Genomic DNA, 15,381 nt, shown 5'->3' with positions numbered 1-15,381 from the left:
TTTTTCATTTGGCGGCCGTGATTCAGGCGGGCCGTTGCGTATCGAGCCCGCCGAACCACGACGGCACGAGCGCGACCGCATCGTCGAGCGACGTGAGCACGTGCAGGCTCAGCGCGACGATTTCGGGCGTCGGCGCCTTCAGGTCGGGCACGGTGATGACCGATGCGCCCGCGCCGGCGGCCGATTGCGCGCCGAAGTCGCTGTCCTCGAACGCGACGCAGGCGTGGGCCGGCACGCCGAGGCGTTCGGCCGCGAGCCGGTAGACGGCCGGGTCGGGCTTGCCGCGCGCGACTTCGTCGCCGCCCGCGATCGCGCGGAAGAACGGCAGCACGCCGACCGCGTCGAGCCGCGCGCGGATGACCTCGCACGCGGACGACGACGCGACCGCACACGGAATGCCGGCTTGCGCGAGCGCGTCGAGCAGCGCCAGCGCGCCCGGCTTCAGCGGAAACTTCGGATGCGGTTCGGGCGCCGCAAGCTGCTCGCGCACGCGGATGCGCACCGCGTCGAACGTATCGGGGTTGCCGATCAGCCGTGCCAGGATGACCTGGCCTTCGGCGAACGAGCGGCCGACGATCTGCAGGTAGTCGGTGGTGGTCAGCGTGACGCCGTGCGCATTCGACACGTCGATCCACGTGTTCATGATGGTCCGCTCGGAATCGACGAGCAGGCCGTCCATGTCGAAGAGCGCGGCGGAAAAGGTCATCGGCGGCATTCGGGAAGCAGGGAAGGCAATGGGCGGCGCGACGGCCGCCCGAATGAAAAACGGACGCCGAGGGCGTCCGTCCGGAACAGCAGGCTTACTGGCCGAGCGCGGCGCGCGCGGCCTTCACCGCCGCACGCACCTGGTCGGGCGCGGTGCCGCCCGGGTGGTTGCGGCTCGCGACCGAGCCCTCGAGCGTCAGGTAGCCGAACACGTCTTCGCCGATCAGGTGCGCGACGTTCGGCAGTTCCTGCTTCATCTCGTCGAGCGTCAGGTCGGCCAGGTCGATGCCGCGGTCGTCGCAGATCTTCACGGCGTGCGCGACGGCTTCGTGCGCATCGCGGAACGGCAGGCCGCGCTTCACGAGGTAGTCGGCGAGGTCGGTGGCGGTCGAGAAGCCCTGCAGCGCGGCCGCGCGCATCGCGTCCGGCTTCACGGTGATGCCGGCCACCATCTCGGCGAAGATCCGCAGCGTGTCGGCGACGGTGTCGACCGTGTCGAACAGCGGTTCCTTGTCTTCCTGGTTGTCCTTGTTGTACGCGAGCGGCTGGCCCTTCATCAGCGTCAGCAGCGCCATCAGGTGGCCGTTCACGCGGCCCGTCTTGCCGCGCGCGAGCTCGGGCACGTCCGGGTTCTTCTTCTGCGGCATGATCGAGCTGCCGGTGCAGAAGCGGTCGGCGATGTCGATGAAGCCGACGCGCGGGCTCATCCACAGCACGAGTTCTTCGGAGAAGCGCGACACGTGCGTCATCACGAGCGCGGAAGCCGCCGTGAATTCGATCGCGAAGTCGCGATCCGACACCGCGTCGAGCGAGTTCGCGCAGATGCCGTCGAAGCCGAGCGTCTTCGCCACCGCGTGACGATCGATCGGGTAGCTCGTACCGGCGAGCGCGGCCGCGCCGAGCGGCAGGCGGTTCACGCGGGTGCGGCAGTCGCGCATGCGCTCCGCGTCGCGCGAGAACATCTCGACGTACGCGAGCAGGTGGTGGCCGAACGTGACGGGCTGGGCAACCTGCAGGTGCGTGAAGCCCGGCATGATCGTGTCGGCGTTCTGTTCCGCGAGGTCGAGCAGCGCGCCGCGCAGGTCGTTCAGCAGGCCGCCGATGCGGTCGATCTCGCCGCGCAGCCACAGGCGGATGTCGGTCGCGACCTGGTCGTTACGCGAGCGGCCCGTGTGCAGGCGCTTGCCGGCGTCGCCGATCAGCGCGGTCAGGCGCGCCTCGATGTTCAGGTGGACGTCTTCCAGATCGAGCTGCCATTCGAATTCGCCGCGCTCGATTTCACCCTTGATCTGCGTCATCCCGCGTTCGATCGCGGCCAGGTCGTCGGCGCTGATGATCTTCTGCGCGGCGAGCATGTTCGCGTGCGCGAGCGAGCCGGCGATGTCGACGAGCGCGAGGCGCTTGTCGAAAAATACCGACGACGTGTAGCGCTTGACCAGCTCGGACATCGGTTCCGAGAAGCGGGCCGACCAGGCCTCGCCCTTTTTGTGCAGTTGGGACGTCATGGCGATTCTTCGAAGGGAGATTGAGCGGCGTGCGCCGCCGAGGAATCCGGGGATTTTAGCATTCGCGGCCGGGTGTCCGGCACAAGCCCGCCGCGGGCGGGAGCGGCGCGGGCGCTAGCGCGGCGAGCAGGTCAGCGGGCCGATCCGCGGCAGCGTGCCGTCGTCCGGCCGCCGGTACGCGAAGGCAACCGCGCAATCGTGGCCGTTGCCGGAGATTTCCAGGCGGTTGTGGTCGACGAGGCCGTCGACGAACGTGAGGCCGTCGTAGCCGACGATCGTGCGCTGGCCGTTCTCGACATCGCGGACTTCGAGCCCCGGTGGCAGCGGCGTCCCGTCGGGCGCGTGCAGGATGATCGACGCCGCGCTGTAGCGCGACACGGCGAAATGCGCGAGCACGCCCGAGCGCGCCTGCGGCACGACGTCGAGTGTCGTGTCGGCGATGCGCGCATCGGCCGGTAGCGTCGCGCCGTCGATCGCGACGCGATTGTTCTGGTACGCGTTCAGATCGGGCACCAGCAGGTAGCCGGCGCGGTTGGTCTCGCCGATCAGCCGGTTCTGGTGCAGGACGGGGACGCGCCCCGTATCGGTCGAGACGAGCGCAAAGCTGTCGTCGATGCGGCGCGCCGTCATCAGCCGGCCGTCCATCAGCACGAGCGCGCCCGTGACGTCGACCGACGCGTTGCCGCGCCCGCCGAACGACTGCGCAAGCAGCGTGACCTCGCCGGCGCGGCCGAGATACCGCACTTGACCCTGCCCATAGCGCAGCGCGGCGCTGGTGCCCGCCTGCACGTTCCAGCCGAAGCCGCCGCCGTAGTCGGGCGGGCGCGACGCGTTCACCGCGTAGGTCGATTCGCCGTTCTGCCGGCCTGCGCTGGCCGAGACCGACGTGTTGCCGCCGAGGCCGATGCTCACGCTGGCGAAGAAGCCGCGCGTGTCGCGCTGCCGGAAATCCTGGAACGCACTGACGGTCAGCGAGGTCAGCATGCCGAGATTGACGAGGTACGCGATCGAACCGATGCGCGATGCATCGATGCCCGGGTACTTGAGGCCGAGATAGCTGAACGACAGCGTCTGCGCGCGCAGGAACGGAAACGATACCGTGACGCGGTCCGTGGCGCTCGACACCGGGATGCCCTCGCGCGCACCGAGGTCGCCGTAGCCGCCGAATGCGCGTAGCGTCTGCGCATCGATCGAGACACGCGGCGTCACGTACTGGTAGCCGAGGCCCACCTGCGCGCCGGCGCCGCGCTGCGCGCTGACGGCCAGCGACGCGTTCGCGACGCCGCCGTTGCCGATGCGCGCGAGGACGCCCGCGCCGGCGTTGTAGACGCCGGTCGTCGCTTCCGCGTGTGCCTCGACGGTCAGCCGCTCGCTGATGCCGTAGCGCAGCGACCCGCTCGCCGCCGGCGTGCGGGCGTAGTCGAACGAGGTGATGCCGTACGCGCGTCGCAGGAAGCCCGCCTCGACCGAATAGCTCGCGAGGCCCGGCGCGAGCAGGCGCGTATCGATGTACAGCGGAATCGACGTCGACACCGAGCGGCCCAGCGCGTCGCGCGTGACCACGGTGGCGTTGCCCGAGCCGGTGATGCCCGGCACGCTGTTGATCACGAACGGCCCGCCCGGCACTTCGCCGCTGAACTGGCGCACGTTGTTCACGTACAGGTCGACCGACGTCGGCACGACCGCGCTGCCGGACAGCGCCGGCACCGGGAACGTCACGAGATCGGGGCGCAGGCCGAAGTTGCTGCGCCATTGCACGCCACCGATGCGCAGCGAGCGCGTCCACGACAGCGACGACGAGATCGTGTCGCCGAACTGCGTGGTCGTGAGCGTCGCCGGGCTCGAGCGCGTCCACGACGTGTCGTAGCGCAGGTAGCGCTGGCGGTCGTCGTACAGGTACGCGATGCCGGTGCTGCTGAAGACGCCGGCCGGGTCGAAATAGCGTGCCTCGCTCCAGATGGCGAGCGGCGAATGGGCGAGGGTCTGCGCGTAGGCATCGTAGTTCAGCACGACGCCGCGGCCGGCCGTGGCGGGCGGCGCGGCGGTGAGCGCGCGCGTGTCGAACGTGTGCGGAATGCGCAGCGCGTCGGGCACGCGCAGGTCGAGCGTCTGGCGGCTCATGTCCACGTCGTAGCGCAGCCCCGGGAGCGTGTCGAGCGCGACGAGCGTATTCGAAGGCTCGTGCGTGCGCTCGCCCGTCGCGACGCCGAGATCGTTCAGGTCGGCGGAGGCCGCGTAGAGTCGGCCGTCGATCTGCTGGACGCGGGCGATCCGGTGGGTCGGCTCGCCGTTGAGCGACACGTCGAGAAACAGCACGCCGGGCTCCGGGGCAGCCGCGGGGGCGGGCCGCGCGGGCGCCGGCTCCGCGCGTGCCGCGGCGGCATGCAGCGCCAGCGCGATCGCGAGGGCGGCCGCGAGCCGGGTGTGTCGCGCGGGGGCGTGGGCCCGGTGGGCATGGCGCGTCGTCGGCACGGGCAGCGTGGCGGGTTCGTGCCCGCGCGTCAGGGTGGCGTCAACTGCGCCTCGACCGGCTGCGCGTTGACGGTGGCCTGTACCCTGACGAACGATGCCGCGCGCGCGTCGAGCCTGAGCGGCCAGCGGCGCGTGCTGCCGGCGAGCGCATAGCCGAGCAGGCCGCGTGCGACCTCGTGAGTGGCGCCTTGCGCGTCGACCAGCCGGACCGCGGAAAGCTGCGCCCGCCGTCCGCCGCGATTGTCGACCGCGAGCCGCAGGCCCTGCGCGTCGCGTTCGACGCGCCACGCGAGACGCGGCGGCGCCGGCATCCCGGGCGGCTCGACGAACACGGGCACCGAATAGCGCAGCCGGATCGTGATGCCGTTTTCGACCGGGGTGCCGGGCGCGGGCAGTTCATCGATCAGGACGCGATAGCTTTCCTCGGCTGCCGGCGCGTCGAGGGCCGTGCGCACGAGCCGGATCAGCTGCCCGGCGTTCGCGCCGATCTGCAGCAGCGGTGGCGATGCGGCCAGCGCGTCGGTCGGCGTCATCACGTCGTCGCCGTTTTCCTGCGTCCAGCGGTACGTGCGGACCTGGCCGTAGATCGGCCGTCCGCCGGGATTGTCGAGCATGACGCTGGCCGCGGCGGCCGACGGCGGCAGCTCGATCGTCACGGGCGTGATCTGCAGCGTGGCCGCAGATACGGCCGCCGCCGACGTGGCCCACAGCGCGGCGACCGCGCGCGGAAGGAACGCCACGGGGCGTCAGAAGTAGACGGTGGCGGTGACACTCGCCTGATAGGTGTCGGGCTTCGGTGTCGCCTGCGCCGGCACCTGGCCATACACGTTCAGCGTCTGTGCGGAACCGGTCCCGGTGCCGCCGACCGTGTCCGTTCCCTGCGTGTTGCCCCAGACCGTGGCGTGGCTCGAATCCTGGTAGATCTGGTAGCCGACCGTCGTGCTCGTGTTGCCGCTCGCGGTGCCGGCCATCAGCCGGCTGGCGACCGTCGAGCCCGTGACGGCGCCCGCATCGAGCCCGACGTTGTACGGCGTCGAGTTCGTACAGGTGACGGACAGGGTGGTCTGCTGGCTGATCGTCGACGCGAGCACGCCGGTCGTGCCGAATGCGAGCGGGTTGGCGGCGATCGTGCAGTTCGCCTGGATCGTCAGCGTGACGTTGAACTGGGCGGTGGCGTTGCCGTTCGAGTAGGTGGCGGCGACGGTAACGGGTTGCAGCGCCGGTGCGAATGCGAAGGCGGTCGCGAGCGCGGTGGAAAGGACACGACGTCGGGTAGCGTTCATTGTGGTTATCTCCAGCCGTTCAAGGGATGTCGCCCGGCTCGCGGGTGGCCTCCCGCGTTGTGCCTGCCGTGCCGACGGAACAGCGCTGTCGTTGAAGGAAGACTACTCCACGCTTTCGGGCGCCGGCAATGGTGAAAACGCCGACGCGGCAGGTTTTGTGCCGGATTCCTGATAGATTGCTGTGGGCGGCTTGACCTGGATCAAGAATCGGCGCGAACGACGCGGTACGCGGCCGGCTACCATCGAGGGGCGCGTGGCCAGGCGACGGTTGTCGCGGGGCGAGCGTGCTTACGGGGAAAACCATGGCGGATGAGCGATTCGACGCGGCGCGCGGCTGGCTGCGCATGCTGTCGTGCCTGCTGCTGGTCGTGGCGCTTGGCGCGCCGTGGGCGTCGGCACGCGCGGATTCCTGTTCGGTCACGCCACCGGCGCCGAGCTTCGGCTCCGTCAGCCCGATCCGGCTGCTGGCCGTCACGACCACCAGCACGATGACCGTCAACTGCACGTGGGATGCGCTGAGCCTGAACACGGGCGTGCTCGTCTGCGTGAACCTCGGCGGCACGAGCCCGCGCTACCTGAGCAACGGGACGAACCAGATGCAGTACGACCTGTACCAGGATTCCGGCTATTCGCAGGCGTGGGGTTCCGTCAGCGCCGGCACCACGCCGATCTCCGTTACGTTGCAGAAACCATTGCTCGGCACCAGCGCGAGCGCGAACATCACCGTCTATGGCCGCGTCACGGCCAACCAGCCGACCGTGCCGACCGTGAACAACAGCAGCACGGTCTACACGCAGAGCTTCAGCGGCAACCAGGCGACGTACAGCCAGAGCTTTTCGCTGCTCAGCATCCTGCCGACGCTGACGTGCGCGGCGCAGTCGGCGGCCGGCACGGTGAGCTTCTCCGCCACGGCCACGGTCACCAACGACTGCATCATCACCGCCACCGGCGTCGCGTTTCCGGCCACCGGCGTACTGACGTCTCCGTTGGCGGCGGCCGGGTCGATCAACGCGCGCTGCACGAACGGCGACGCGTTCCAGATTGCGCTGAACGGCGGCGGCAGCGGCAACGTCGCCGCGCGCACAATGTCGCGCGCGGGCGGCGGCGGGTCGGTCGGCTATCAGCTTTACAAGGACGGTGGCTACACGACGCCGTGGGGCGACGGCACCGGCGGCACGGCGATGGCGACGGGGGCGGGCAGCGGACTTAGCCAGACGATCCCCGTGTACGGGCGCGTGCCCGCGCAGACAACCCCCGCGCCGGGCAACTACAGCGACACGATTACCGCAACGATCAGCTTCTGAGTGGCGTCAGTCGCGCACCAGCACGACCAGCTTCAGGTCCTCGCGGTGCGCGGGCTTCAGCGTGATCTGCTGGTACACGAGGCGGCCGTCGGCCGGATGGTCGAATTCGCGCAGGCCGCCTTCGCGCTCGAATACGTCCTGCGATGCCCAGTACTGCGCGAAAGCGTCGCTGCCGGCGGTCAACGCGTCGATCAGTGCGCGCGTCGGCGCATCGGTCAGGTGACGGATCGAATCGGCGCGGAATTCGGCCGCGAGCCGCCGCGCGCGGGTTTCCCAGTCGACGATCAGCGTGCGCGCAGCCGGCGACATGAACGTGAAGCGCAGCAGGTTGCGGTCGTGCTCGCCGTCGAGCCAGCCGGAAAAGAGCGTGGCGGCCGGCGCATTCCAGGCGAGGGCGTTCCATTGCCGGTCGAGCACGTACGCGGGCGTCGCGATGGCCGCGACGGTCGCGGCGAGCGTCGGCGGCAGGTCGCCGCCCGCGACGTCGGGCTCGGCCGGGTCGCGCTGCGCGGCCAGCTCGAACAGATACGCGCGCTCGGCCTTCGACAGTTGCAGCGCGACGGCGATCCGCGCGAGCGCGTCGGCCGACGCCGACACCGGGCGGCCCTGTTCGATCCACGTGTACCAGGTCGGGCTGACGCCGCACAGTTGCGCGACTTCCTCGCGCCGCAGCCCCGGCGTGCGGCGGCGCGGGCCGGGCGGCAGGCCGACGGCCTGCGGCGACAGCCGCTCGCGGTGGGCGCGGATGAATTCGCCGAGTGCGCGGGCGGGCGAGGCGTCGAGCGGCGGGACGGGAGCGGAGGACGGGTGGTTCATGCGGAAACGGCGAAATGGAAACGGGGGCGCGGCAACGGTCAGGCAGGTGTATCGAATACCAGAATAACTGCTTAACTTGTACCGGTACAAACGCAGGCCTATTGTAGCGGCTCGCGCGCTGGCAGGGCAGCGCGCGTCCCACAAAACGCGTTGCATGGGGCCGGAGCAGAGGCGGAGGCGTCTGTCGCACCGGCAACGGTACAAAGGAGCGAACGATGAAACACCACGACCAGGTCGTCGACGCATTCGGTACGACGGCCGCCGCCTATCTGACGAGCACGGTCCACGCGACGGGTGCCGATCTGCAGACGCTCGCGGACGCGGTGCGCGCGACGCCCGACGCCGCGGTGCTCGATCTCGGCTGCGGCGCGGGCCATGCGAGCTTCGCCGTCGCGCCGCACGTGCGCGACGTGGTCGCCTACGATCTCGCCGCGCCGATGCTCGCGACGGTCGACGCCGCCGCGCGCGAACGCGGGCTCGCGAACCTCCGTACGCAGCAGGGGCCGGCCGAGCAACTGCCGTTCGACACGGCGACGTTCGACTGGGTCGTGAGCCGGATGAGCGCGCACCACTGGCACGACATGCGCGCGGCGCTCGCCGAGGTGCGCCGCGTGCTGAAACCGGGCGGCCGCGTGTTGATGATCGATATCGCCGGCAACGATCATCCGCTTCTCGATACGTACCTGCAGGCCGCGGAGGTGCTGCGCGATGCGTCGCACGTGCGCGACTACCGGGCGGACGAATGGCTCGCGATGTTCCGCGAAGCCGGCTTCGACGCGCACGTGCACAGCCGCTGGCGGCTGCCGATCGATTTCGATACGTGGGTCGCGCGCATCCGCACGCCGGCCGACAGCGTCACCGGCATTCGCGCACTGTGGGCGCATGCGCCGGACGAGGTGCGCGGCTACTACGCGGTGCAGCCCGACGGTTCGTTCGAACACGACGCGTTGCTGATCGACGCACACTGAGCGCGAGGTGTGCCGCTGCTGTTTCGCCGGCGCATGAAAAAAGCCGCGATACGCATCATCGCGTATCGCGGCTTTTAGGACGTCAGTCGGCGCGGCATCCCACCGCGCCGCAGGCGGATCAGCCCGTGTTGCGCAGGCCGGCCGCGATCCCGTTGATCGTCAGGTGAATCCCGCGGCGCAGCCGCGCGTTCGTGTCGCCCGCACGGTGGCGCTTGATCAGCTCGACCTGCAGGTGGTTCAGCGGATCGAGATACGGGAAGCGGTTCTTGATCGAGCGTGCGAGCAGCGGGTTGGTCGCGAGGCGGCCTTCGTGCCCGGTGATTTCGGCCAGCGCCTGCGACGTGCGCTCCCATTCCGCGACGATCCGCTCGAACACGTGCTTGCGCAGCTTGCGGTCGGAAACGAGCTGCGCGTAGCGCGACGCGACCGCGAGGTCGGTCTTCGCGAGCACCATGTCCATGTTCGACAGCAGGTTCGAGAAGAACGGCCAGGTCTTGTTCATCTTCTTCAGCAGCGCGACACGCTTCGTGCGCTCGGCGTCGTCCTGCGCGCCGTCGAGATACGCGCTCACCGCGCTGCCGAAGCCGTACCAGCCCGTCAGCAGCAGCCGGCACTGACCCCACGAGAAGCCCCACGGAATCGCGCGCAGGTCCTCGATCTTGCGCTGCTTCGGATCCTGCAGCTTGCGCGAAGCCGGGCGGCTGCCGATGTTCAGCTCGGCGATCTCGGTGATCGGCGTCGACGAGAAGAAGTAGTCGGTGAAGCCCGGGGTTTCATAGACGAGCGCGCGGTACGCGGCCATCGCCGAATCGGACAGCGTCTGCATCGCGGCCTCGAACGCCGGCAACTGCGCCGGCGCATTGTTCTGCGGCAGGAGCGTGGCTTCGAGCGTCGCGGCGACGACCGTCTCGAGGTTGCGGCGGCCGATCTCCGGGTTCGCGAACTTGCTCGCGATCACCTCGCCCTGTTCGGTCAGGCGGATCTGGCCGTTCACGGTGCCGGGCGGCTGCGACAGGATCGCCTGGTAGGTCGGGCCGCCGCCGCGGCCGACCGTGCCGCCGCGGCCGTGGAACAGCCGCAGCGTGATCTTGCGGTCGCGGAACAGGTCGACGAGCGCGAGCTCAGCACGATACAGCTCCCAGTTCGACGTCAGGAAGCCGCCGTCCTTGTTGCTGTCCGAATAGCCGAGCATCACTTCCTGCTCGGCGCCCTGGTGTGCGATCAGCGCGTCGATGCCCGGCAGTGCGAAGTACTCGCGCATGATGCGCGCGGCGTCGCGCAGGTCGGGAATCGTCTCGAACAGCGGGATCACCATCAGGCTGTTCTTCGCATCGCCGCCCGGGACGCCGAGCGCGCCTTCGAGCAGGCCCGTCTCCTTCTGCAGCAGCAGCACCTCGACGAGGTCGCTGACGGTTTCCGTATGCGAAATGATGTAGTTGCGTACCGCACGTGCGCCGAATTGCGCGCGGACTTCGCGCGCCTTCTCGAACACGCCGAGCTCGCTCTGCGCGAGCGCCGAGTATTCGAAATACGGCGAGCGCAGCGGACGCGGATCGGCGAGCGCCGCGAGCAGCACGCGCAGCTTGTCTTCCTCGGCGAGCGCCGCGTAGTCGGCCTCGACGCCCGCGCGGGCGAACAGTTCGGCGACCACGGCTTCGTGGATGTCGGAGCTCTGGCGCAGGTCGATGCTCGCCAGGTGGAAGCCGAACACTTCGGCCGCGCGCACGAGCGGCGCGAGGCGCGGCGCGGCGAGCGACGTGCCGTGGTGTTCGTCGAGCGACGCGGTCAGCACCTTCAGGTCGGCGACGAACGCTTCGGAATCCGCGTACGGGATCGCACGCACGGGCGGCGCGCCGCGGCCTGCGCTGCGCACCGGCACCGTGCCTTCGCCGAGCCGCACGCGTGCGCTTGCGGCGAGGCGCGTATAGATGCCGATCAGCGCGCGGCGATACGGTTCGTCGACGCGGTGCGGCGACTGGTCGGGGGAGGCTGCCGCGAGCGCCTTCACGGCGTCGTTCGCACCGACGAGCAGGTTCGACACCGACAGCTCGGCGCCGAGCTTGTGCACCTGTTCGAGATAGTGCTCGAGGATCACCGCGGCCTGGCGGTTGATCGCCTCGTCGAGCGTCGGCGCGGTCACGTTCGGGTTGCCGTCGCGGTCGCCGCCGATCCAGCTGCCCATCTGGAAGAACGCGGGTACGCGCGCGGACAGGCCGTGCTCGGCGAGCGCGGCCTCGATGTCGCCGTACAGCGCGGGCAGTTCGTCGAGGAACGTCGCGCGGTAGTACGACAGCGCGTTCTCGATTTCGTCGCCGACCGTCAGGCGCGAGTCGCGCAGCATGCGGGTCTGCCACAGCGCGGTGACGCGCGCCCGCAGCATCGATTCGTTGTGCTGGCGCTCACGGCTCGTCAGTTCCTGGTCGCGTTCGGCGAGCAGGCGCGCGATGTCGTGCTGGGCGTCGAGGATGCTCTTGCGCTGCACTTCGGTCGGGTGCGCGGTCAGCACCGGCACGATCAGCGCATCGTCGAAGAAGCGCTGCAGCAGGCGCTTCGACGCGTTGCCGGTCGTCTTCAGTTGTTCGAGCGCGTACGCGACCGTGCCGGGCTGCGACGCGGAGCCGGCCAGCGCATGGATGCGGCGACGTCGGTTGTGGTGGCGGTCTTCCGCGATGTTCGCGAGATGCGAGAAATAGCTGAACGCACGCACGACGCTCACCGTCTGCTCCGGCGTCAGCTTGCGCAGCTTCTTCTCGAGCGTCTGCGCGGCTTCGCTGTCGTCCTCGCGGCGGAACTTGACCGCGGTCTGGCGGATCGTCTCGACGACGTCGAACACGGTATCGCCTTCCTGCTCGCGCACGACGTCGCCGAGCAGGCGGCCGAGGAAGCGGATGTCTTCGAACAGCGGGCCGTCCTTGTCCTCGCGCGTGCGCGTGCCGGACTTCGGCGCACCGGCCGTGCGGGCCGCGGTGCGGGCAGCCGGGCCGGCGGCTTTCGTCGCGCGTTTTGTCTGACGTATCGGGTCTTTCGGTTTCGTTGCCGTTTTCGCACGGCCGTTCGCGGCGGTGGCGACGGTGTCCGTCGAGGCGTCGGAGGAGGACAGGGCAGCATTGCGGCGCGCCGTACGCGCCGATCCGGAAGACTTCACGATGGGTTTCCTTGGGAAAGCTCGAGTCAAAAGGAACTGCGGAAACTGCGAAACTGCGGTCAAGCAACCAGCTACGTGCGGCACATCCGCGCATCGGCGCCGCGACCCGCTCGGCGGCAGGCCGGGCGCAGGCTCCAGGCCCGGGCGGGCAGGGGCGTGCGTGCTACCATTGTTCGATCTTCAATCCCGTCCTTCGATGTTCCAGCAATGAATTCCGAGACCCCCGCGGCCGGGCCGCAACAGGCACAGTCGCCCGCGACGTTGACGATTGCTTCGCGCGAGAGCCGCCTGGCGATGTGGCAAGCCGAACATGTGCGTGATGCGCTGCGCAAATTATATCCAGCTTGTGACGTGAAAATCCTCGGGATGACGACGCGCGGCGACCAGATTCTCGATCGCACGCTGTCGAAAGTCGGCGGCAAGGGCCTGTTCGTGAAGGAACTGGAGGCCGCGCTGGCCGACGGCCGCGCCGATCTCGCCGTGCATTCGCTGAAGGACGTGCCGATGGCGCTGCCCGACGGCTTCTCGCTCGCCGCGATCATGGAACGCGAAGATCCGCGCGATGCATTCGTGTCGAACGACTACGCGTCGCTCGACGCGCTGCCGGCCGGCGCCGTGGTCGGTACGTCGAGCCTGCGCCGCGAGGCGATGCTGCGCTCGCGCTACCCGCACCTGGACGTGCTGCCGCTGCGCGGCAACCTCGACACGCGCCTCGCGAAGCTCGATCGCGGCGACTACGCGGCGATCATCCTCGCGGCCGCCGGCCTGAAGCGCCTCGGCCTGGAAGCGCGCATTCGCACGCTGATCGACGTCGAGGCGAGCCCGCCCGCCGCGGGCCAGGGCGCGCTCGGCATCGAGATCGCATCGCACCGCGACGACGTCGCCGCCTGGCTCGCACCGCTGCACGACCCGCAGACCGCGCTCGCGGTCGAGGCCGAGCGGATGGTGTCGCGCGCGCTCGGCGGCAGCTGCGAGGTGCCGCTCGCCGCGCACGCGGTGTGGCGCGCGGGCGAACTGTACCTGACGGGCCGCGTGTCGACGACCGACGGCAAGCGCGTGCTGACGGCCGAGGAGTGCGGGGCAGTCATGACCGTCGCCGATGCGCTCGCGCTCGGCCGCGCCGTGTCCGACGAGCTCGAGGCGCAAGGCGCGCTCGACATCGTCCGGGCGCTGCTCGCGGGCTCGCAGGCCGCCGGCAAGGGCGACGCCTGATGGCGGGCGGCGCGCGCGCGTTCACCGCTGTCCTGACGCGCCCGGACGGCCAGTCCGGCGCGCTCGCGTCGCAACTGGCCGAGGCCGGCTGCGACGTGCTCGAATTCCCGTTGATCGACATCGCGCCGGTCGACGATCCCGCGCCGCTCGACGCGGCATTCGCGGCGCTCGCCGACTACGCGCTGGTGATTTTCGTCTCGCCGAACGCGATCGACCGCGCGCTCGCGCAGTACGGCGCGATCTGGCCGAACGCGCTGCCGGTCGGCGTGGTCGGGCCCGGCAGCGTGGCGGCGCTCGAGCGTCACGGGATCGCGGCGCCCGCGCATCGCGTGATCGCGCCGCAGGCGCCGGCCGACGGCGGCGTACCCCATTACGATTCGGAAAGCCTGTTCGCGTGCATCGAGGCCGCGTTCGGCGGCGCCCAGGCGCTGGCGGGCAAGCGCGTGCTGATCGTGCGCGGCGACGGCGGTCGCGAATGGCTCGCCGAACGATTGCGCGAGGCCGGCGCGGACGTCACGCTCGCCGCCGCCTACCGGCGCGTCGTGCCCGAGCCGCGTGTCGGCGCGTGGGAGCGCGTGCATGCGCTGCTTCACGGCGAACCGCATGCGTGGCTCGTCACGAGCTCGGAAGGCGTGCGCAACCTGCACGAACTCGCGCGGGCGCACCTGAACGATGCCGAGATCGACGCGCTGAAGCACGCGCCGCTCGTGACGCCGCATCCGCGGATCGAGCAGACCGCGCGTTCATTGGGTTTTGATAGGATTACGCTGACCGGCGCGGGCGATGAGCGCATCGTCCGCGCGTTTCGAACGATGGCCGAGGAGGCCGTCCAACCGGCGACAGCCGCACCGGTGACTAAACGCATGACAGATACCAACGATTCCAAAAGCGTCGCTTCCCAGCCGGCCGCTGCATCCGCACCGCCGTCCCGCCCTGCCTACATGGGCGCCGAACCACCCGCGCGCCGCGGCGGCAGCGCGGTGCTGTGGTTCGTCGTCGTCGTGCTCGGCTGCGCGGCGGGCGTCGGCGGCTACGCACTGAACCGGAAGATCGACCGGCTCGACGGCACGTTCGTCACGCGCCAGAAGGCGCTGGATGCGCAGACGGCCGAGACGCGCATGAAGACCGAGCAAGCGCTCGCGAGCACGCACCAGGTTGACACGCAGCTTGCGCAGCTCGACGGCAAGCTCGCCGACGCGCAGAGCGCCCAGCAGGCGCTGCAGCAGCAATACCAGGATCTGTCGCGCAACCGCGATGCGTGGATGCTCGAGGAAGTCGACCAGATGCTGTCGAGCGCGAGCCAGCAGCTTCAGCTGACCGGCAACACGCAGCTCGCGCTGATCGCGCTGCAGAACGCCGACGCGCGCCTCGCAACGTCGCAGAGCGCGCAGGCCGTCACGGTCCGCAAGGCGCTCGCGCTGGACATCGAGAAGCTGAAGGCCGCACCGGCGGCCGACCTCACGGGCCTGGCGATCAAGCTCGACGATGCGATCGCGAAGATCGACGCGCTGCCGCTGTCCGGCGAGGCGATCGTCCCGCACGAGGCGCCGAAGGCCGCGCCGGCCGACACCGCGTCGTCGGCCGTGGCCGGCGAGCCGCGCTGGAAGGTGTGGTGGCACGACTTCTCGGCCGGCCTCGGCCAGCAGTTGAAGGGGCTCGTGCAGGTGCGCCGCATCGACAACGCGGATGCGATGCTCGCGTCGCCCGACCAGGGCTACTTCGTGCGCGAGAACGTGAAGCTGCGCCTGCTGACTGCCCGCCTGTCGCTGCTCGCGCGCAACGACAGCGCGATGAAGGCCGACCTGCACGCCGCACAGGCGTCGCTCGGGAAGTATTTCGACCAGGCATCGAAGGACACGCAGACCGTCGAGGATCTGCTCAAGCAGGTTGACGGCGCATCGCTGACGGTTGCGGTGCCGAACCTGAACACGAGCCTGAACGCCGTTCAGCAGTTCAAGAGCCGGGGGTAAC

General features: G+C 69.8%; 11 protein-coding genes. 4 read left to right on the top strand and 7 right to left on the bottom strand.

The window, feature by feature from the left end; translation table 11 throughout:
• Window positions 1-22: 22 nt before the first annotated feature.
• From CFB40_RS13315 to CFB40_RS13295, 5 genes are all read right to left on the bottom strand, one after another.
• Window positions 23-706 carry an HAD family hydrolase gene (locus CFB40_RS13315; RefSeq protein WP_089431878.1) on the bottom strand — a complete coding sequence of 228 codons (684 nt, stop codon included), beginning with the start codon at window positions 704-706 and terminating at the stop codon, window positions 23-25.
• A gap of 94 nt (window positions 707-800) precedes the next feature.
• Window positions 801-2,210 (bottom strand): argininosuccinate lyase, encoded by a 1,410-nt coding sequence (gene argH, locus CFB40_RS13310; RefSeq protein ID WP_089431567.1) that lies wholly within the window; start codon window positions 2,208-2,210, stop codon window positions 801-803.
• A gap of 114 nt (window positions 2,211-2,324) precedes the next feature.
• Window positions 2,325-4,688: a fimbria/pilus outer membrane usher protein gene (locus CFB40_RS13305; RefSeq protein WP_179255284.1), complete on the bottom strand. Its 2,364-nt coding sequence runs from the start codon at window positions 4,686-4,688 to the stop codon at window positions 2,325-2,327.
• Window positions 4,689-4,711: 23 nt separating this feature from the next.
• Window positions 4,712-5,422, bottom strand: coding sequence for a fimbrial biogenesis chaperone (locus tag CFB40_RS13300; protein ID WP_089431566.1), 711 nt, complete (start codon window positions 5,420-5,422; stop codon window positions 4,712-4,714).
• A gap of 6 nt (window positions 5,423-5,428) precedes the next feature.
• Window positions 5,429-5,965 (bottom strand): Csu type fimbrial protein, encoded by a 537-nt coding sequence (locus CFB40_RS13295; RefSeq protein ID WP_089426090.1) that lies wholly within the window; start codon window positions 5,963-5,965, stop codon window positions 5,429-5,431.
• A 302-nt stretch (window positions 5,966-6,267) separates the two neighbouring features.
• On the opposite strand from CFB40_RS13295, the gene CFB40_RS13290 reads away from it, so the two are divergent.
• Window positions 6,268-7,269 carry a Csu type fimbrial protein gene (locus tag CFB40_RS13290; protein WP_089426089.1) on the top strand — a complete coding sequence of 334 codons (1,002 nt, stop codon included), beginning with the start codon at window positions 6,268-6,270 and terminating at the stop codon, window positions 7,267-7,269.
• A gap of 6 nt (window positions 7,270-7,275) precedes the next feature.
• Here the strand turns inward: CFB40_RS13290 and CFB40_RS13285 are convergent, their stop codons facing one another.
• Window positions 7,276-8,085 (bottom strand): helix-turn-helix transcriptional regulator, encoded by an 810-nt coding sequence (locus tag CFB40_RS13285; RefSeq protein ID WP_089426088.1) that lies wholly within the window; start codon window positions 8,083-8,085, stop codon window positions 7,276-7,278.
• A 215-nt stretch (window positions 8,086-8,300) separates the two neighbouring features.
• Between CFB40_RS13285 and CFB40_RS13280 the strand changes: the two genes are divergently transcribed.
• On the top strand, window positions 8,301-9,053 hold the full coding sequence (locus tag CFB40_RS13280) for a class I SAM-dependent methyltransferase (RefSeq protein WP_089431565.1): 753 nt from the start codon (window positions 8,301-8,303) through the stop codon (window positions 9,051-9,053).
• A gap of 118 nt (window positions 9,054-9,171) precedes the next feature.
• Here CFB40_RS13280 and ppc read toward each other — a convergent pair whose 3' ends face one another.
• Complete coding sequence (ppc, locus tag CFB40_RS13275) at window positions 9,172-12,198, bottom strand: phosphoenolpyruvate carboxylase (protein WP_089426086.1); 3,027 nt, start codon at window positions 12,196-12,198, stop codon at window positions 9,172-9,174.
• Between the two features lie 207 nt (window positions 12,199-12,405).
• Between ppc and hemC the strand changes: the two genes are divergently transcribed.
• Entirely contained in the window at window positions 12,406-13,410 is a 1,005-nt protein-coding gene (hemC, locus tag CFB40_RS13270) for a hydroxymethylbilane synthase (protein ID WP_089426085.1), read from the top strand.
• The gene (hemDX, locus tag CFB40_RS13265) at window positions 13,410-15,380 is read left to right on the top strand and encodes a fused uroporphyrinogen-III synthase HemD/membrane protein HemX (RefSeq protein WP_089426084.1); all 1,971 of its coding nucleotides are present in this window, start codon (window positions 13,410-13,412) and stop codon (window positions 15,378-15,380) included. The genes hemC and hemDX overlap by 1 nt, the downstream gene beginning before the upstream one ends.
• The last annotated feature ends 1 nt before the right edge of the window (window position 15,381 follow it).

It is taken from the genome of Burkholderia sp. AU31652 (assembly GCF_002223155.1).
In the GTDB taxonomy this organism is placed as follows: Bacteria; Pseudomonadota; Gammaproteobacteria; order Burkholderiales; family Burkholderiaceae; genus Burkholderia.
The sequence above is the reverse complement of the archived record's forward strand: the minus strand, read 5'-3'. Positions and strand labels throughout refer to the sequence as shown.

Bases quoted from the DNA above. Each gene is read 5' to 3' on its own strand.
- CFB40_RS13315 (WP_089431878.1), bottom strand. From the start codon at position 706: ATGACCTTTTCCGCCGCGCTCTTCGACATGGACGGCCTGCTCGTCGAT.
- argH (WP_089431567.1), bottom strand. From the start codon at position 2,210: ATGACGTCCCAACTGCACAAAAAGGGCGAGGCCTGGTCGGCCCGCTTC.
- CFB40_RS13295 (WP_089426090.1), bottom strand. From the start codon at position 5,965: ATGAACGCTACCCGACGTCGTGTCCTTTCCACCGCGCTCGCGACCGCC.
- CFB40_RS13290 (WP_089426089.1), top strand. From the start codon at position 6,268: ATGGCGGATGAGCGATTCGACGCGGCGCGCGGCTGGCTGCGCATGCTG.
- CFB40_RS13285 (WP_089426088.1), bottom strand. From the start codon at position 8,085: ATGAACCACCCGTCCTCCGCTCCCGTCCCGCCGCTCGACGCCTCGCCC.
- CFB40_RS13280 (WP_089431565.1), top strand. From the start codon at position 8,301: ATGAAACACCACGACCAGGTCGTCGACGCATTCGGTACGACGGCCGCC.
- hemC (WP_089426085.1), top strand. From the start codon at position 12,406: ATGAATTCCGAGACCCCCGCGGCCGGGCCGCAACAGGCACAGTCGCCC.
- hemDX (WP_089426084.1), top strand. From the start codon at position 13,410: ATGGCGGGCGGCGCGCGCGCGTTCACCGCTGTCCTGACGCGCCCGGAC.